Annotated in this window: 17 protein-coding genes; 7 read left to right on the top strand and 10 right to left on the bottom strand. The window is 57.8% G+C overall.

Annotation, left to right across the window (positions count from 1 at the left end):
• The first annotated feature begins 306 nt into the window (after positions 1-306).
• From HQL63_00190 to HQL63_00165, 6 genes are read left to right on the top strand one after another with little or no spacing between them, the layout of a single operon-like run.
• On the top strand, positions 307-3,072 hold the full coding sequence (locus tag HQL63_00190) for a molybdopterin-dependent oxidoreductase (protein ID MBF0175257.1): 2,766 nt from the start codon (positions 307-309) through the stop codon (positions 3,070-3,072).
• Positions 3,073-3,086: 14 nt separating this feature from the next.
• Positions 3,087-3,686 (top strand): 4Fe-4S dicluster domain-containing protein, encoded by a 600-nt coding sequence (locus HQL63_00185; protein MBF0175256.1) that lies wholly within the window; start codon positions 3,087-3,089, stop codon positions 3,684-3,686.
• A gap of 9 nt (positions 3,687-3,695) precedes the next feature.
• On the top strand, positions 3,696-4,652 hold the full coding sequence (gene nrfD / locus HQL63_00180) for a polysulfide reductase NrfD (GenBank protein ID MBF0175255.1): 957 nt from the start codon (positions 3,696-3,698) through the stop codon (positions 4,650-4,652).
• 10 nt (positions 4,653-4,662) lie between these two features.
• A complete protein-coding gene (locus HQL63_00175) occupies positions 4,663-5,208 on the top strand; it encodes a molecular chaperone TorD family protein (protein MBF0175254.1) in 546 nt (181 codons plus the stop codon).
• Positions 5,180-5,761: a [NiFe]-hydrogenase assembly chaperone HybE gene (gene hybE / locus HQL63_00170; protein ID MBF0175253.1), complete on the top strand. Its 582-nt coding sequence runs from the start codon at positions 5,180-5,182 to the stop codon at positions 5,759-5,761. Before HQL63_00175 ends, hybE begins: the two co-directional genes overlap by 29 nt.
• Entirely contained in the window at positions 5,758-6,771 is a 1,014-nt protein-coding gene (locus tag HQL63_00165) for an ankyrin repeat domain-containing protein (GenBank protein ID MBF0175252.1), read from the top strand. Before hybE ends, HQL63_00165 begins: the two co-directional genes overlap by 4 nt.
• A 244-nt stretch (positions 6,772-7,015) precedes the next feature.
• Here HQL63_00165 and HQL63_00160 read toward each other — a convergent pair whose 3' ends face one another.
• The gene (locus HQL63_00160) at positions 7,016-7,159 is read right to left on the bottom strand and encodes a hypothetical protein (protein ID MBF0175251.1); all 144 of its coding nucleotides are present in this window, start codon (positions 7,157-7,159) and stop codon (positions 7,016-7,018) included.
• A 256-nt stretch (positions 7,160-7,415) separates the two neighbouring features.
• Here HQL63_00160 and HQL63_00155 point away from each other — a divergent pair, with 256 nt between their 5' ends.
• Complete coding sequence (locus HQL63_00155) at positions 7,416-7,703, top strand: hypothetical protein (protein MBF0175250.1); 288 nt, start codon at positions 7,416-7,418, stop codon at positions 7,701-7,703.
• 166 nt (positions 7,704-7,869) lie between these two features.
• On the opposite strand, the gene HQL63_00150 is transcribed toward HQL63_00155, so the two are convergent.
• From HQL63_00150 to hflK, 9 genes are all read right to left on the bottom strand, one after another.
• Complete coding sequence (locus tag HQL63_00150; GenBank protein ID MBF0175249.1) at positions 7,870-9,102, bottom strand: SGNH/GDSL hydrolase family protein; 1,233 nt, start codon at positions 9,100-9,102, stop codon at positions 7,870-7,872.
• Positions 9,103-9,308: 206 nt separating this feature from the next.
• The gene (gene aceE, locus HQL63_00145) at positions 9,309-11,981 is read right to left on the bottom strand and encodes a pyruvate dehydrogenase (acetyl-transferring), homodimeric type (protein MBF0175248.1); all 2,673 of its coding nucleotides are present in this window, start codon (positions 11,979-11,981) and stop codon (positions 9,309-9,311) included.
• A 617-nt stretch (positions 11,982-12,598) separates the two neighbouring features.
• Positions 12,599-13,612, bottom strand: a complete 1,014-nt coding sequence (locus HQL63_00140; GenBank protein ID MBF0175247.1) for a ketoacyl-ACP synthase III — start codon at positions 13,610-13,612, stop codon at positions 12,599-12,601.
• Positions 13,612-14,628, bottom strand: coding sequence for a phosphate acyltransferase PlsX (gene plsX, locus HQL63_00135; GenBank protein MBF0175246.1), 1,017 nt, complete (start codon positions 14,626-14,628; stop codon positions 13,612-13,614). Before plsX ends, HQL63_00140 begins: the two co-directional genes overlap by 1 nt.
• A 59-nt stretch (positions 14,629-14,687) precedes the next feature.
• On the bottom strand, positions 14,688-14,867 hold the full coding sequence (rpmF, locus tag HQL63_00130; protein MBF0175245.1) for a 50S ribosomal protein L32: 180 nt from the start codon (positions 14,865-14,867) through the stop codon (positions 14,688-14,690).
• Between the two features lie 44 nt (positions 14,868-14,911).
• Positions 14,912-15,487 carry a DUF177 domain-containing protein gene (locus tag HQL63_00125; GenBank protein MBF0175244.1) on the bottom strand — a complete coding sequence of 192 codons (576 nt, stop codon included), beginning with the start codon at positions 15,485-15,487 and terminating at the stop codon, positions 14,912-14,914.
• Positions 15,484-15,669 (bottom strand): DUF2065 domain-containing protein, encoded by a 186-nt coding sequence (locus tag HQL63_00120; GenBank protein ID MBF0175243.1) that lies wholly within the window; start codon positions 15,667-15,669, stop codon positions 15,484-15,486. The genes HQL63_00125 and HQL63_00120 overlap by 4 nt, the downstream gene beginning before the upstream one ends.
• 17 nt (positions 15,670-15,686) lie before the next feature.
• Positions 15,687-16,556 (bottom strand): protease modulator HflC, encoded by an 870-nt coding sequence (locus tag HQL63_00115; protein MBF0175242.1) that lies wholly within the window; start codon positions 16,554-16,556, stop codon positions 15,687-15,689.
• Positions 16,553-17,638 (bottom strand): FtsH protease activity modulator HflK, encoded by a 1,086-nt coding sequence (gene hflK / locus HQL63_00110; protein MBF0175241.1) that lies wholly within the window; start codon positions 17,636-17,638, stop codon positions 16,553-16,555. The genes HQL63_00115 and hflK overlap by 4 nt, the downstream gene beginning before the upstream one ends.
• Positions 17,639-17,645: the final 7 nt, after the last annotated feature.

The raw sequence follows: 17,645 nt of genomic DNA, 5'->3' as shown, positions 1-17,645 counted from the left end.
CCATGGGGTTGGCAAAATTGTCGAAGATATTCTGCCATCCATGACAAACCGAATTGTCAAGTTTGTCATGGATGGCAGGGAATTCACCCCGGTTGGCCGCAAATGTAACAGGAACGCTGCACGAATGTAAAATTTTTCATGAAAAATTACAATCTGTTGTAAATTTTTGGCAAAATTTCCCCTAGAGAGGCACGAATGTTGCCCTTATGACACGAGGGGCCGGCTCGCCGCGATGGGGGGTTTTCATCATGCAGAGAGCGGGCTTGCGCTACTGTTCGTCCTATTGTGCAACGGAGAGGAGTACACATGTCCTGGCGATTCCCAAGGTTGACCAGACGTAGATTTCTTCAATCCAGCGGAGGGGTCGCGGGGCTCTCTCTGTTGGCCCCGCAGCTTGTTGGTGGCGAGGTCGCACGCGGCGACGATGTCACCAGGGAGCAGGTCTACAGCATCTGCAATTTTTGTTCCTCGCTGTGTAATGTCCAGGTGACCACCGAGACGGAGAATGGGGTCAAGCGCATCGTCAAACTGGATGGCAACCCTCACTCCACCCTGAACCGGGGAAAAATGTGTGCCCGGGGCCAAGCCGGCATGCGCCAAGTCTACGATGTGGATCGCATCAAGGGGCCCATGATCCGGGTGGAAGGGAGCAAGCGGGGGGAGGCGGAGTTCCGCTCCGTCACCTGGGAAGAGGCTTGGGCCTACATCGAGGAGAAGACCAGGACCAAGAAGATCCAGCCCTGGGAGTGGACCATGGTAGGCGGTTGGACCTCGTGTGTTTTCTACATGTATTGGGCCGTCCCCTTCGCTTTGTCCAACGGGGTGCCCAACATTGTCGCTTCGCCCATGCAGCACTGCGTGGCCTCGGGACATCTCGGAACCGACTCGGTGACCGGCAACTTCAACATTCACGATGAAGTTCTTCCCGACTACGACAACGCAAACTATATTCTCTTCGTGGCCAACAATGCTTCCATCGGTGCCATCTCCACCTCCCGCATGGTGCGGTTCGCCGAGGCGCGCAAAAAGGGCGCCCGGGTTGTGGCGCTGGATACCCGGCTCTCGGAAACTGCCGCCAAGGCCGACGAGTGGATTCGGATCCGTCCGGGTACGGATCTCGATTTCATGGTGGCCATGATGCATGTGGTCCTGACCGAGAAACTCTATGATGGGGAGTTTTTGAAGAAGCACACCAACATGCCGTTCCTTCTGGCGCGGGATGCAAACGGCGCTTGGGCCATCGCCACGGATGCAGATGGCAACCCACGGGTTGTCCAGGAACGCACCGGAGAGGTGGTTTCCATACCCCCTTTCAGCCACCAGAACGTGGTGGATATCAAGGGAGGGCCAGTGTACCCGGCCCTGTATGCCCCGGATGGCCTGGTTTTGGAAGGCCGCCCCGTGATGACCGTCCTCCAGGCCCAGATTGCGGAAATCTCGGCCAATACGCCTTTGTGGGCAGCCAAAACGACAGGGGTTCCCGCCCAGGTCATCTTCAGGACAGCCCGAGACTTTGCTGCGGCTGGGCGGCCCATCGTGGATCCGGGTTGGCATGGCGCCCGGTATACCAATATCAACATGCTCCGGCGGGTGCAGGCCATGTTGCAGGCCCTGGTGGGGGGAATCGACCGCAAGGGTGGCTGGATCATGAGCGGCGAGTACCACCACAAGGTGGCCAATTGGCATGAAGCCAATCGGGAAAAGCGTTCCCCCGGTCCCCTCATGACCTCCGTGGCGGGCGTTCCTTTCGTGGGCGAGTTGATCAAGGCCATCTCCAACCCCAAGACCTTCCCGCATGGTCATCCGGCCTGGGCCTTCGCTTTTTCCGCGCAGGAACGGGCAGCCGGTCGCGAGGCGGTCGCCGTGCCGGCCCTGGCGGATACAGGCTTGATGGAGTCCGTGACCGGCAAACTGGTCTACAATGGCCAGCCTTACCTGACACGGGCCATCGTGATCAACGCTGCCAATCCGGTTCGGCATTACTATCCGGATACCCAATGGAAGACCATCCTGACCCATGCCAACATGGAGCTGGTTGTGGTTGTGGATGTGTTGCCGTCGGACACCGTTCCCTATGCCGATGTCATTCTGCCCAACCCGACCTACCTGGAACGGGACGAGCCGACCATCTATGGCAACGGGGTCAATCATGACCTGGCTCTGACGACCCGTTTTGGTGCGATCAAGCCCCTGTACGACACCCTGGAAACTCCAGATATCCTGTTGGGGCTCAGCCGGGTCATATCAGGAACCACGGAGCCGTTCGTCAAGATGTTGGAGGCCCTGAGCGGCATTCCGGGCAAGGCCACCATGGCTGCGTATGAAAGATACCTTGCGGCAGGGGAGAAAAGTCCCTACTCCAAGGCATGCCGTGACGTTGCCTTCGACATGACCGCTGCCCGGATTCATACCTCACCCAAAGAGTTGCGCGAAAGCCTCAAACGTCATGGCGTGCATCTTGAAATGCCGGCGGAAGAGATTTTGGCCCACCATGCCATGCCCCGGCAAATGGCCCTGCCGACCACGAGTGGACGTCTGGAGTTTTTTGGTTCCCTCTTCGTGTGGCTGCGCGATGGCATGGGGGGGAAAGGTCCATCCTTCAACGTTCTGGCTGCCGCCATTCCCGCCACCTGCCGTGATGGCAAGACCATGGATCAACCCCTGGAAAAGGATGAATTCTATTTTACCTACGGCAAGACCCCGACCATCTCCTATGGTTCCACCAACAGCAATAACCCGGTGCTGGCGGCCATCAACCGATTCAAGAAGGATATCTACACCGGTATCTGGATCCACCCTGACCGGGCTGCGACTTTGGAAATCGTCTCCGGCGATCGCATCATGGTGACCAACAAGCTCTCCGGCCAGCAGGCGGAGGGAACAGCCTATGTGACCAACCAACTGCATCCGGACTCCATTTTCCTGCACTCGTCGTTCGGCGTCGAGAACAAGGCGTTGCGTCTGAGTGTGGGAATTGGCACGGCCACCAACAAGCTGATCCCCTATATGGTTGAGCCCGTTGTCGCGGGATTCCGTTCTCAGGAATTTACCGTGCGGATCGAAAAAATCTGAAAAGGAGTGGCATCGTGACCCGTTACGTCATGGTTATTGATATGAACACCTGTGTGGGCTGCAATGCCTGCATGGCTGCCTGTTCGCTGGAAAATCAAACACCGGTCTGGTCCGATCATTGGCGGACCTACGTCCACGACCGGGAGAGTGGATCCGGCACCACGGTCCGGCGGCATTTCATCCCCCGCCTGTGTAACCACTGCACCAATCCCCCCTGCATGAGTGTCTGTCCGACCGGAGCGACCTATCGGACCTCCGATGGGGTGGTGATGGTGGACGAGACTTTGTGCATGGGGTGTCAAGCCTGTGCCCTGGCCTGTCCTTACAATGCCCGCTACCCCTTTACCCATGCGGATATCAAAACCGGGAAGGAGTATTACGGCGTACTGAAACGCAAGGCCCCCAGCATGGACAAATGTTCCTTCTGCCATCACCGGCTCAAGGTGGGTGAATTGCCGGCTTGCGTGCGAACCTGCCCGGGCGAGGCGAGAATGCTGGGCGATCTGGATAGTCCCGCCTACCCGGCCACGGAGTTGGTGCGCAATGGCACGGCCAAGCCGCTCCTGGCCCATCTGGGGACTCGTCCCAACGTTTACTACATTCCCCAACGGTAGGAGATCCGCATGGAAATCATGACCTACAGCACTCAGAATTTGTGGACGTGGTGGTTTGCGTTGTATCTCTTTCTTGGCGGCATGGGAGCCGCTGTGATCGTGGTCAGCTTTCTTACCCACATGTATCTGCGGGAGGAGAAAGAGTTGGTGATGTGGGGGGCTCTCTCCGGCACGGCCATGTTGACTCTGGGGTCCGGCATGCTCTTCCTCCACCTGTTGCACAAATGGGCGGCGGTGTACATCCTGACCCCATGGGGCATCTTTCATAAACCCGATTCCTGGATCGCCTGGGGTTCGCAGTTCATCCTCTGGCTCCAGATCGCGGCTGTCCTGTTTGCCCTGCCTTTCATGGTGGAAAAAAAGCGCCTCCTGGGCTGGCCTGTCATGGGTGATTTTCTGCGGATGAAAATCACCCGCGATGTGGCGGTGACCGCGCAAAAATACCAGACTGTTCTGGGATGGATTGCCGTCGTGACCGGCCTGGGGACTGCTGTCTATACCGGGTTGCTCTTGCAGAGTTTCCCGGCGGTGGCCCTGTGGCACAACCCGGGCGTGCCCATTCTCTTCACGGTTTCTGCCTTTTCCACCTCCATGGCCTGGCTTCTCATCGTCATGTACATGTTTATCTACCACCGGGTGGATCACACCATCCGGGCACTCTATGAACGGGTGGATATCGGGTTGATCACGGCGGAGTTGGTTGTCATCTACTCTTTCTTCAACTATACGCTCTCTGGATCGGAGGCTGGCTACCGGTCGGCTGAGCTGTTGTGGAACGATTCGGGTTGGGTGATGGGCTTCGTCGTGTGTGGGTTGATGATCCCCCTGGCCATGGAGCTGAAATGCGTTTTCGGTTCCTGGTCCGGCAAGGTTCCCATCGTGACGGCATCGGTTTTGGTGCTCACTGGAGGGTATCTCCTGCGGCACTATTTCATGTCGGCTGGTGTTTACGCCTATCCGTGGTAACCATGATCTCATGACCATCACCTTGGAACATGAGTTGACCCTGCTGGCCGGGCTGCTTGGGCAGCCCGAGCCAGGATCCCTGGCCGCCGTCGAGGAGATGGCCATTGAGCTTCCCGGGTTGCAGGCGGTCTGTCCCGAACTCCGGGGAATTTCCCTGGAGTCGTGGCAGGCTGAACATACCCGGCTCTTTGTCAACGGCTTTCCCACGACACCTTGTCCCCCCTTTGAGAGCTTCTGGCGGCATGGCGTTCTGGGGGGGGATTGTGTGCAGGCCATCGCCGGACTCTACCAGCGTGCGGGTGTTGCAGCGGACCCGGATATCTCTCCGGATTTTCTGGGCTCCATGCTGGATCTGGCCGCCCACCTTGCGGCGCAGCGCGTGGCCCAGGCCGACTTGCGGTGGGAGTTGTGGGAGGAACACTTGGCCATCTGGGTGCCGAGGTTTGCGACCAGGCTCAAGGAGTCGGCTGGTTTGGCGCTCTACGGCTTTCTTGGGTCGCGGCTTTTGGATCTGTTTGGAGGCGATCATGCACGACACCCAGCCAAGCCCTTGTGACCCGGAATGGGTGTTTTTTTTGCAGGCGTTTCAGGAACTCTTCGCGGCTGCCACCCGCCGCTTGGGTGCGGAGCAGAGTGTGCCTGGTCTGGAAATGGAGGTGATCAATCCTCTTTTGGGCCATGAAGTCAGGGCATGCCGCCATGTGGAGGGGTGGAGTGTCTTTCTACAGCTTACCCCCTGGATGCTTTGCCGGGTTCTGGTTCCCGGGAAACCGCCGCATGATACGGTCGCGCAGGCCTGGGAACAGGTCTCTCTGCCGACGTTGGGGCCCAGGGTCAGCCTGACCATGCTGGGACAGGATCAGGATGCCCATGTCCAGTATGACCCCCAGCTTGGCTCTTTTTACCTCCAGCCCCTGGTGGTCGGTTTGTCCCGGTACCAAACTGCCGATCAGGTATTTTCTGCCTGGACGGATGTTGTCCAGTTCCGCGAGAATGTTCGCAGGGAACGCTCCATGACCTGTCGATGGCAGCAGGATTTGACACGTCGGGAGATTTTTGGCAGTTTTCGCCTGACAAAGGGGTCACGAACCGAGGGTGGTCTATCATGAACAAGATCGCAGCCGTGCTTTGTATGCTGCTGTTGGCCGGTGGCATAGGGATTAACTCGGTGGCCTTGGCCCAGGGAGGGGCACACCAGGGAGCCGCAGCTCCAGAAGCCGGAATTTGGGATGATGCGAACAAAGGGAACTGGGTCGCTGTCCGGGACGCCCTGAATCGGGGAGCCAACCCTAATCAGTACAATCAGGTCGGTATGTCTCTGCTCATGCTGGCCTCGCAGGAGGGGAGCGCCGAGGTCGTCAAACTCCTTTTAAGCAAGGGCGCCGAGGTGAACGCCCCCCACCAGAGAGCTGGATGCACGGCCCTGTTTTTGGCTGCGGAGTGGCTGCATCCAGAGTTGGTCGAAGCCTTGATCCAGCATGGGGGGGATGTCAACTTTCAAACCAAAGGATCCTGGACGCCGCTCCTGAAATTGGTCGCCGTGCGGTTGAAGGAGCCTGCCGAGCAGGCAACACGGCAAAAAATTCTGGAAATGCTGCTCGCCAAGGGCGCTGACGTCAAGGCTGTCAACCAGAAAAAGCGTACAGCCTTGCATCTGGCCATCCAGTATGGCAACGCGCACCTGTTGCCGGCCCTGATCAAGGCCGGGGCCGACATCAATGCCCAGGACAAGGAGGGGAGTACGCCCCTCATGTTGGCTGCCCAGTATGGCGACGTTCAGGCCGCCCGCATGTTGATCGAGAAAAAGGCCAGCGCCGAGCGGAATCACCAGTGCGGCTGCACGGCCCTCCTCATTGCGGCGGACAAGGGCCATACCGAGATCGTTAAAATGTTGGTGGAATTTGGTTCCGATATTCATGTGAAGAACGAGGATGGCCTTAACGCGCTGATGTTCGCCTCGGCAAACGGCCATGCGGAGATTGTGAAATATCTTCTGGGCAAAGGGATACGCGTGAACGAGCGGGACAACAAAGGCGTCACCGCCCGTTTGATGGCTCTGGAAAAGCACCACGACGAAGTGGAAATGCTCCTTCAGGAGGCGGGCGGAACCTGTTACTGATAAGCAGGCGACGGACCGCACCCTGACAGGATCGAAGGCCACAGCTGGTGGCCAAGCTTGGGAATGACGCAGGAGACAGGGACAGCCAGGGGGGCTGGCCCTTCCTCTCCCTGCGGCCAAGCCCGACGATTGGCAACGCACGAACTCCACGGGGGGATCCACGATCGGAAGGTGGCGGGTGTGCGCCCATTACCGGGATCCCGCCGGGCATGGAGTCCGGGTGCGCCCGAAACGCGGAACCGGCTTAAAAGATCTGAATCAGCCCTTTGACGGACCACGCTGCCAGAAGCGGTGCAGCCGCGAAGACCAACCCCATGATGGTAATCAGTCCAACGTTCTCCACAACACGTTCGACGATGCTCGGTTTGTCATTGCTCAGTGTGCTCATGGTCTCGCTCCTGTCAAGAGTCCGGTTGACGATCAACCGCTACGGTTTGCAACGAAGGGCCTTCGCTGTCTGCCTCCTTGATTCCTGAAAAACTGGGGTAGCAGACGGCTCGGAAATTATATTTAGGAATATATCATGCAAACAACAGGCCATACTTGAGGTTTGGTCGTGCCGGGTGTTGGCGTACCGGGTGCCCGGATGTGGTGCTAATGACGTAAGCTAATGTTTTTAAAAACAATTTCTAGGACTTTTTGCCATGAAACGACAAAGCGTCACGGTTACGGATGAAAATTTCCCTGCCCTGTATGGCTTGGTTCGTGACCTGATCGAAACTTTTCGCCTGCATGCCGAGAACTGGGTGCTGGATCAGTTTCGGGAAATTCCTGAAATTCCATCGATAACTGCAGTGGCTGCCTTGCAATCCTGGGTGGATCATTGTGTGTCAACCGAGTTTATCCACAAGCTGGTCGCCCTCCTGGAGGAGCGTGAAAATGCTCCGGAACGCAGGCGTACCGACGTATCGGTCTCCTTGCGGCAGGATTGAAACCTGTTGCTTTCACATTGTTATTTTTTTAAATATACGTTTGGGCGCTGGGATATTGACGAAAAACCGTCAAACCACGGGCGATTTTGTCCCGTATGCCGTCGGACGCAGGACATTTTGTCCATAATGGGACAGATTTGTATCCCAATTGGGACAGATTGTCCTTTCAAGGTGTTTTGTGGATGGACCGGCCAGCAGTTTGCCACACCACCTCCGCCGCCACCGCAATCCCCAGTGGATTCCAGTGTGTGTCATCACGCCACCAAAGCGTCTGGCCTTGTTCCAGATGGTGGCGGGCCTGGATCTGCATTGGCGCGGTGAGGTTGATGCAGGGAGTCCCTGCCTCCTGGCAAACCTGGTTGAGTCGCTCCCAATAGGCCTGGGGTGGAAGGGTGCTCTCCGGTCCATACACCCGGTATTTGGTGGGAATAAAAAAAACCTTGTGACTCAGTTGCAGGAGCAGGCGCAAATCGGCGACATAACCGGGGGGGAACACATAATGGGTGCGTTCGGTGTTTTCCCGATAGAGCTTGTAATAGGCCATCTCCCGGTCACCAACCATGAACGACCCTGCCGGATCCTGACCAGGATCCTGGTTCTTGCGGCGAACCTTGATCTGGTTGCGCTTCATCGTGATGAAATTGGAAAATCTGTTTTTGGACAACAGGGCGTAGTTCTCCTTGAGGGTGCGCAACCAGCTTTGTGGAGCGATGGGACGATCCTTTGCGGGAAAATCGTTCCCCTCAAAAAGAAAAACCAAAAATTTGGGCCGCTCGCTGAAGTGGGCACGGAAATATTGTATCCGCTGCAAATAATCGGATGCATCACCGGGGTGGCCGAGATTATAGGCTTGCATGCCATAACGATCCGCCAATTGACGGTCGAGCGTCTGACTTTGCGTATTGCCGACACCCACCACAAACGAATCCCCCACCACAAGGAAGGGTTGGCCATGATAATCCTGGGTATTGCGAAATCCCAGGCTGTCGGTCTGGCAGGAGATGGTCCGTGGAGCCTCCAGAGGCGGCATGTGCGATGACATGGCACGCAGATCGCCAAAGGGCATCTCCATGCTGGCGGAAACATTTTTTTGATAGGTCGAAAAGCCCATCTCCCTGTCAAAATAGGCCAGCTTTTCATGCAAGCGGTAAAAAGGTTTGTTCAAACCAAGCAGCTCGATGCCGCCCCACAGGCATAAGGTCATCAAGGCCAGTACGACAGAAAAGGTGATCGCGTTGGCGGGACTGGCCAAACGAAACAGCAGCCAAAGGAGCCCAAGCAGGATGACAAAAGTGTCGAAGTGCAAGCCATAACAAAACACCACCAGGCTTGCACCCAGAAACACCAGCCACTTGCCGATCCACCATCCCGGGGGGAGATTTCGATCTGACCCACGCAAGAGTCCGCCCACCCCTAGTGGCTCAACCGTGCTGATTTGATGGCATGAATCGGAGTCCAGGGGGCTGGCTCCCTGGCAGGTCCAGGACAGCGTCCTGGTGGGGTTCGGGGCGAAGCCCTGACAAAGGCTTTTATACCCGGGCTTTTCTTGAAAGAGTGCGGCATAGTCAGGAAAAGTGAACGCTTCAAGTCATGTCGGTTGATCCATTAGCGACGCACCGGACTGATGCGTTCGGGATCGATCTCCAGTTCCTGGATGGCACGTTGCACCACGGTCACCGGCAACAACTCCATGTCATACAGTTGGCTCAGTGCGGCCAGAGTGACATGTCGCCGATCTACCTCGAAAAAGTCCCGCAACGCCGCACGGGTTTCGCTCCGGCCAAAGCCATCGGTCCCCAACGAAAGCAGGGGGCCAGGCAACCACTTGGCGATCAGATCCGGCAAGGCCTTGACATAGTCGGTGGCAGCGATGAAAGGTCCGGAACGATCCTTCAGACATTGGGCGAGATAAGATTGCACCGGCTCGTTGCCAGGATTGAACATGTTCCATCGTTCCGCCTCCTGGGCATCCCGGCGCAGCTCCTTGTAACTGGTCACGCTCCACACCTCGGCAGCCACCTCGTATCGGGCCAGCATCTCCCGCGCCTTGACCACCTCGTTGAGAATGGCGCCACTCCCCATGAGCTGCACGCGGGGCCAGTGGGCAGGAGCGGTCGTTCCCTCCAGAAGATACATCCCCTTCAAAATGCCGCTCTCCGCCCCTTTGGGCATGGGAGGATGCGTATAATTTTCGTTCATGATGGTGACGTAGTAGAACAAAGCCTCCTGGTCCACATACATGCGCCGCAACCCATCCTGAACGATGATGGTCACCTCATAGGCGTAGGCGGGATCGTAGGCCATCAGGGTTGGTATGGGCAAAGCGAGCAGATGGCTTTGCCCATCCTGGTGTTGGAGCCCTTCCCCGGCCAACGTGGTGCGACCAGCCGTGCCACCAAATAAAAATCCCCGCGTCCGCATGTCCGCCGCAGCCCAGATCAAATCTCCCACCCGTTGCAACCCAAACATGGAGTAGTAGACAAAAAAGGGAATCGTATTCACCCCGTGGTTGGCATAGGCGGTCCCGGCGGCGATAAAAGAGCTCAAACCACCCGCCTCGGTGATACCCTCCTCCAAAATCTGGCCATCCCGGGCCTCCTTGTAGTAGAGGAGGCTTTTGGAATCGACCGGCTCATAAAGCTGCCCCGGATGGGAGTAAATGCCACACTGCCGGAACAGCGCCTCCATGCCAAAAGTGCGCGCCTCATCCGGGACAATGGGGACAATCAACCGCCCAACCGCAGGATCCTTGAGAAGCCGGGTCAGCAGGCGCACAAAGACCATGGTGGTGGAGAGTTCCCGCTCGCCCGTCCCATCGGCAAACTCCTGGAAAATCTCCTCCGCCGGGGGTTGAATGGGCTCGGCCTTGGCCTTGCGGCTGGGGAGATACCCCCCCAACTTGCGCCGCTGCCCCTGTAGATACCGCATCTCCTCGCTCCCTTCGGCGGGGCGGAAGAAGGGCATATGGGAGACCTCCTCGTCCGACAACGGTATGCCAAAGCGCGACCGGAAGGCCCGCAACTCCTCGTCGGTCATCTTTTTCTGCTGGTGGGTGATGTTCAATCCCTCCCCCGCTGCGCCCAAACCATACCCCTTGATGGTCATGGCCAGGACAACCGAGGGGGCCCCCTTGTGGCGCGTGGCGGCGTGGAATGCGGCGTAGACCTTTGCCGGATCGTGCCCCCCTCGCCGCATGCGGTGCAACTGCTCGTCAGAGTGGTGGGAAACCAGCTCCAAAAGTTGCGGATATTTGCCGAACACCTGCTGGCGCACGTAGGCGCCCCCTTCGATCGAGAGTTTCTGGTACTCCCCATCCACAAGTTCCGCCAATCGCCGGCTCAACAGACCCTCGTGATCCTTTGCAAACAGGGGATCCCAATCCTCTCCCCAGATCACCTTGATCACATTCCAGCCGGCGCCCCGAAAATCTGCTTCCAGCTCCTGGATGATCTGCCCGTTGCCGCGCACCGGACCATCCAGTCGTTGCAGATTGCAATTGATGACAAAGATCAAATTATCCAGATGCTCCCGGGCGGCCAGGGAGATGGCCCCCAGGGACTCGGGCTCGTCAGTCTCGCCATCGCCGAGGAAGGCCCAGACCTTGGCATCGGTCGGGGGACGCAATCCCCGGTCTTCCAGGTAGCGCATGAATCGGGCCTGATAGATGGCCATGATCGGGCCAAGCCCCATCGAGACCGTGGGGACTTGCCAAAAATCGGGCATCAACCAGGGGTGCGGATAGGAAGAGAGCCCGCCTCCCTCTGCCAACTCCTTGCGGAAATGGGAGAGATCCCGTTCGCTCAATCGCCCTTCCAAAAAAGCGCGGGCATAGATGCCAGGCGAGGCATGTCCCTGGAAAAAGACCAGATCGCCCCCACACGGCGCCTCTGGACCCCGGAAAAAATGATTGAATCCCACCTCATACAAAGTGGCCGCCGAGGCGAAGGTGGAAATATGCCCCCCTATGCCCACATCCTGCTGATTGGCACGCACCACCATGGCCATGGCGTTCCAGCGAATCAGGCTTTTGATGCGGCGCTCCATCTCCCGACTCCCGGGGTAGGGCTGCTGTTCGGAGGGGGGAATGGTATTCATGTAGGGGGTGTTGGCAGAAAAGGGGATTTTGATGCCGAGCCGATGCGCATGGTGGTGAAGTTCTCGCAGCAGCTCGGTCACCCGATCCGAGCCGGCATGTTCCAGGACATACTCCAGGGCTTCCCGCCACTCCTGAATCTCCATCTCCTCTTCCCGCGTCTGCCCGCCACTCTCCTCGGTCATAGCTCTTCCCCACACACCTTCGTCAGTTTGCCGACACCATGGCCCATGCCACCCTCGCAGGGTGTGATCGTGCGGATTATTGCACCATGATGCAAGTAAAAAGGTCAGGGCAATCGCATTTAAATGCCGATACCCTTATAATGACAGTTTTTGTTTTTGGACCGATGGGCAACCTTCGGGTTTGTCTGGGAACGCGGGCGTCTCGCCCGCTCATGGCAGGCGAGACGCCTGCGCTCCCAGGGCATATCAAGTCTGCATGACATCCCACAGCGCAAAAAAAATCTGTCTGAATTGATGACCGGATTTCAAATGTGATTGCCCTGGTAAAAAGGTAGGATCATGGCATTTCTTATCATCAGGAACAGTTGGGTTTGTCACGAAGGTATGGGGCAGAGTGCCGCCCCAACCTCATGGGCGCTTATCCGGGTTTGCCGGAGAGCCACTCTCTTGGTTTATGATTCTATAGGTTTTATTTAAGGCGCGGAGGGGATGGCGCGAACCCGAACAGGTTGATAACCGAGGCGTCTGACTTTGACCGCAACAACCCCATTATCGGGACAATATAGAGAAGTTTTGCACCCCGGGCAGGCATAAATGGGCTGCCATCCAGGGTCACATCACCAGCGTATCAGGGCCGCTCCCCAGACATACCCGCCCCCGAAGCCATCCAGGAGCACCAAATCCCCCGGCTTGATGCGTCCGTCGCGGACGGCTTCATCCAGGGCCAGGGGAATACTGGCTGCCGAGGTGTTGCCATGTCGCTCCAAAGTCACCACAACCCGTTTCGGGTCGATGCCGACCCGTTTGGTGATGCTTTGTATGATGCGTATGTTGGCCTGGTGGGGAATCAGCCAGGTCAGATCATCAGCGGTCAGGCTATGGGCTTGCAGGGCATCTTCCGCCACCTGTCCCATGGCTTTGACGGCGTGTTTGAAAACTTCATTGCCACGCATCTCCATGAAGCCAATGTCACGTTGCACGGCTTCGGCTGGGGCGCAACCCCCTTGGTTCATGGGCAACTGGGCCATGCCGGGTGGGCCTTTGAGCATATCCAGGTAGGTTCCGTCGCCATGAATGTGGGTGGAGAGAAGGCCGCGTTCCCCTTCGTTGACGGCCTCCAACACCACAGCCCCGGCTCCGTCGCCGAAAAGGATGCAGGTGGAACGGTCACGCCAATCGACGAGACGGGAAAAGACCTCGGCACCAATCAGCAGGACGCGCTGACAGCTTCCGGAAAGAATATACTTTTCCGCAACAGAGAGTCCGTAGATAAATCCCGCGCACACGGCTTGCATGTCGAAAGCGGGAATATGCCGATTGGTGATACCAAGCTTGTGTTGCACCACGGTGGCTGTCGCCGGAAAGACATGATCTGCCGTGGTTGTCGCCACGATGATCAGGTCCAATTGTTCGGCTGCAAGACCGGAAGCGGCCAGGGCTTGCCGGGCTGCCTGGACAGCCAGATCAGAGGTCAACTCACCCGGTGCGGCGATACGTCGTTCCTTGATCCCGGTGCGGGAAAAGATCCACTCTTCGGTGGTATCCACCATGCGGGACAGTTCAGCATTGGTGAGACATCTTTCCGGCAGGCAGGAACCGGTTCCCGTGATGCGAGCCAAAGGATATTTCATCAAACGACCCTCGTCCCATACAATTTGGCAACCTCGGTACGAATTTTTTCATTCACCTTGCGTGTCGCCAACTCGATTGCGACTTGAATGGCGTGGGAAAAGGCAAAGGCATCCGCCGAGCCATGGCTTTTCACCACCACACCATTCAGCCCCAGCAGCATGGCGCCGTTGTATTTGCGATGATCCACACGGGTGCGAAAGCGCCGCAACGCCGGGCGCGCCGCCAGATACCCCAATTTGGTCAACCAGGAGTGTGCAAAGGCCTCTTTCAAAAAAAAAGTCAACATTTGCGCCACCCCCTCGATCGACTTGAGGCTGACGTTTCCCACGAAACCATCACAAACGATCACATCGACCTGACCGAAACAAATATCGGTCCCTTCCACATTGCCAACGTAGTTGGGAAGGAGTTGGCGCAGTCTCTCGCCAGCTTCTCGCACCACGCCATTCCCCTTCATCTCCTCCTGGCCAATATTGAGCAGGCCCACCTTGGGGGAGATGATACCCAAAACTTCCCGGGCATAGACGTTCCCCATCAGGGCGAATTGGCACAAATGATCAACCGTACAATCCACGTTGGCTCCCAGGTCAAGCATGAGAGTCTCTCCCCCGGCCCGGGGAAGCAACGAGGCGATGGCCGGGCGGTCGATACCAGGAAGGGTTTTGAGAACAAACTTGGCTGTCGCCATCAAGGCGCCTGTATTGCCAGCCGAAACGAAGGCATCCACCGCACCGGTCTTGACCAGGTTGGCCCCGACCCGCAGGGAGGAGTCCTTTTTGGTGCGTAGGGCAACAGAAGGCTTTTCCCCCATGCCCACGACTTCGGAGGCAGGATGGACCGCGATGCGATCCTCGGAGACCCGGTGGCGAGCCAATTCAGCCCGGATCGCCGCCTCTTGCCCCACCAGAACATACTCCGTGTCGCTGTTGTCGGATCGCGATCGGATGGCCCCGTCGATGGCCATGGCCGGGGCATGATCCCCACCCATGGCGTCCAGTGCAATCCTGACGGTCACGATGACATCACTTTTCCCGGATGTTCATCGCGGCGCAGAGCAGGTTTCCCCACGCCAAGCTACTCCTTCAACTCCAGGACATCACGCCCGTTGTACCAGCCGCACTTGCCACACACCCGGTGTGGCATGCGTGGTTCCTGGCAATTCGGGCAGGTGGAGAGGGATGGCGAGTGCAAGGCGTCATGTGACCGTCCCTGCCGACCGCGCGACTTCGACTTTCTCTTCTTGGGTACCGCCATGGCGGAAAACTCCTTTCAGTGGACCGGATTTTTGATCCGGAATTTCAGGGATTGAACGATCCCAGGTTTTTCAAAAAGGCGAAGGGGGTTTCGGCAACCTGGGGAAGACATCCACACGCCCCAAGGTTCAGGTCCGCTCCGCATTGGGCACAGAGCCCGGCACACGCATCCCGGCACACATGTGTCATAGGCAACGCCAGGATCAACTCCTCCTCGACCATACGGCGAAGCGAAAAAACGCCATCTTCAAGATTGACCACCTCATCCGAAATTTCGAGTTCGCCGCCTTTGGGCGGGAGCTCCTGACCTGCGACATACTCCCGGTCCAGGGTTGCGGACAGCTCCAACGAAAACGACTTGAGACACCGGCCACAATCCAAACCGACCCGACCCCCCGTGTGGCCGGTTACACGCAAACGATCCTGCTCACGCACGGCTTGCACATCCACCCAGGCCGGAGATTCGACCCGGGCCAACTCCGCCAGAGACGACAGACCATGCACCGGGATATGTCCTTGCAACCGGCGCGGTCTGCGGCCCATCTTTTCCAGGACAAGCACGATCTCCCCCAGGTCCATCCCGGGATGGCGCGTCGCCTGATCCTCTGCTTCCTGTGTCATTGCCGCACCCAGTAAACCAGAGACAGGCCGATCAGCATGAGTGCAAACCCTGTTCGGCGTAGCGCCATTTCCGGCAAAAGAGAGATCTGTTCGATCCAACGGCGCATGGTATGGGGCGAGATGAAATAGGGCATCCCCTCAAAAATCAGCATCAGGCCCACTGCGGTCAAAAAATCATCCACCGGTATCGCGTCCAGTATTACCTCGGGTTGAGCGAGGGCCCCTTAAAATACCGGAACAGCCCCTCAGGTTCCAGCACCAACGTCGTCCCCTGCACAAAAGCCTTGCGATAGGTCTCCAGGGAGCGGACAAACTCGTAAAAACGCGGATCCTGTTGGAAGGCCTCCCCGTAGATGGCCGCAGCCAGGGCGTCTCCCTCGCCACGCAATTTTTGGGCTGTTCCATAGGCTTCCGCAAGCATGACCTCTCGTTCCCGGTTGGCCTGGGAACGTATCTTGACAGCCTCCTCTTCTCCCTCGGCGCGATACTGCTTGGCCTGCCGTTCGCGTTCGGTCTGCATGCGGCGGTAAACGGCCTTGGAGTTTTCCGCAGGGAGATCCGTCCGTTTGATACGCACATCCACCAGACCGATACCATACTGTTTGGTCTGGATGTTGGCCTGTTCGCGAATCTGCTTCATCAGGTTGAGCCGTTCACCCGAAACGATCTCCATCATGGTAAACTGCCCCAGAACTTCACGCAGATTGGAATAGACGATGTCATTCAAGCGGGACTCCGCGCCAGCCTCGTTGCGCACCGTCTGGTAGAACTTCAGGGGATCTTCGATGCGCCACTGGGCGTAGTTGTCCACCTTGAGATTCTTCTTGTCCGAGGAGAGAACCTCCTGGGACTCCTGGTCCAGAACCAGCAAGCGCCTGTCAAAAGTGAAGGTTTCCTGGATGAAAGGAATTTTGAAATGGATGCCCGGCTCGATCACCGCACGGACCGGCTTACCCAACTGGACCACCAACACCTGTTCTACCTGGTGGACAGTGAATACAGCCTGGGAGATGAGAACCAGAATCGCGATCAGGATGATGGCAATCCCGACAGAGGCACGCCTGTTCATCCTTCACCTCCCTTCCGGGGCAACAGCGGGGGGATCCCCTCTTTTTGGCGGTCCAGGGGAAGATAAGGCAACACACCTTGCCCGGCCCGCGGGTCGACCACCACCTTGTCGGTCTTGGTCAATACCTCTTCCATGGTTTCCAGGTAAAGGCGGGAGGTCGTCACCTCCGGAGCGCGAGCATACTCCTTGAGCAGAGAGAGAAAACGCAATGCGTCACCCTTGGCTCGCGCCACCTTGGCGGTTTTATAGGCTTCCGCCTCCTGGATCTGTTTGGCGGCTTCGCCCTTCGCTTTGGGCAGGATATCGTTGGCGTACCCCTCGGCCTCATTGATGGCGCGCACCCGGTCTTCCCGGGCGCTGGCGACATCCTTGAAAGCGTGGATGACCTCTTCGGGCGGGGAGACCTGTTGCAACTGCACGGCCACGATCAGGATGCCGCTTTTATAGTCATCAAGGATTTTTTGCATGGTGGAGAGGGTGTTGGCCTGGATCCGTTCCTTGCCGATGGTCAAGGCCTCGTCGATGCTGTTGCGTCCGATCACTTGCCGAATGGCTGTCTCCGCCACATTGCGCACCACATTGCTGGGGTCACGCGGAGGGTTGCGTACATTGAAAAGCAGGTCAGCGGCATTGTGGATCCGGTACTGCACGCTCATGTCGATGTCGATGATGTTTTCATCGCCGGTCAACATCAGGGACTCCACGGCCACATCCACGGCGGAGCGTCCCCGGGTTCGGTAACCGACTTCGATCCGTCGCACCTGGGTGACTTTGGGTTTGTAGACATCTTCGATGGGATAGGGCAGATGGTAGTGCGGGCCCGGATTGGTGCTCTCGATGTAGCGTCCAAAACGTGTTACAACGCCCTCCTCATCAGGCCCCACCACATAGATTCCTGTTGCCAACCAAATGACCAGGATGATCCCAAAGGCCATCGGCCAGAGGCGCTTTCCGTCCATGCTGCCACCAAATTTCTCCCGGAACATTTGGTAGACTTTCTCCATATCAGGGGGCTGGGGTGGCCTGGGGCCCTGTCCCCACGGTCTCTGGGGGCCGCCGCCGCCATTGCTGCTCCAACTCATGACTCCC

The organism is Magnetococcales bacterium (genome assembly GCA_015231175.1).
Lineage (GTDB): Bacteria > Pseudomonadota > Magnetococcia > Magnetococcales > DC0425bin3 > HA3dbin3.
Note: the sequence above shows the minus strand (reverse complement) of the source record. Positions and strands in the feature narration are given on the sequence as shown.

Excerpts from the sequence above, each read along its gene's own strand:
- HQL63_00160 (MBF0175251.1), bottom strand. The coding sequence starts at position 7,159 with ATGAGCACACTGAGCAATGACAAACCGAGCATCGTCGAACGTGTTGTG.
- hybE (MBF0175253.1), top strand. The coding sequence starts at position 5,180 with ATGCACGACACCCAGCCAAGCCCTTGTGACCCGGAATGGGTGTTTTTT.
- HQL63_00165 (MBF0175252.1), top strand. The coding sequence starts at position 5,758 with ATGAACAAGATCGCAGCCGTGCTTTGTATGCTGCTGTTGGCCGGTGGC.
- aceE (MBF0175248.1), bottom strand. The coding sequence starts at position 11,981 with ATGACCGAGGAGAGTGGCGGGCAGACGCGGGAAGAGGAGATGGAGATT.
- HQL63_00125 (MBF0175244.1), bottom strand. The coding sequence starts at position 15,487 with ATGACACAGGAAGCAGAGGATCAGGCGACGCGCCATCCCGGGATGGAC.
- HQL63_00175 (MBF0175254.1), top strand. The coding sequence starts at position 4,663 with ATGACCATCACCTTGGAACATGAGTTGACCCTGCTGGCCGGGCTGCTT.
- HQL63_00190 (MBF0175257.1), top strand. The coding sequence starts at position 307 with ATGTCCTGGCGATTCCCAAGGTTGACCAGACGTAGATTTCTTCAATCC.
- nrfD (MBF0175255.1), top strand. The coding sequence starts at position 3,696 with ATGGAAATCATGACCTACAGCACTCAGAATTTGTGGACGTGGTGGTTT.
- rpmF (MBF0175245.1), bottom strand. The coding sequence starts at position 14,867 with ATGGCGGTACCCAAGAAGAGAAAGTCGAAGTCGCGCGGTCGGCAGGGA.
- HQL63_00140 (MBF0175247.1), bottom strand. The coding sequence starts at position 13,612 with ATGAAATATCCTTTGGCTCGCATCACGGGAACCGGTTCCTGCCTGCCG.
- HQL63_00115 (MBF0175242.1), bottom strand. The coding sequence starts at position 16,556 with ATGAACAGGCGTGCCTCTGTCGGGATTGCCATCATCCTGATCGCGATT.
- hflK (MBF0175241.1), bottom strand. The coding sequence starts at position 17,638 with ATGAGTTGGAGCAGCAATGGCGGCGGCGGCCCCCAGAGACCGTGGGGA.
- HQL63_00155 (MBF0175250.1), top strand. The coding sequence starts at position 7,416 with ATGAAACGACAAAGCGTCACGGTTACGGATGAAAATTTCCCTGCCCTG.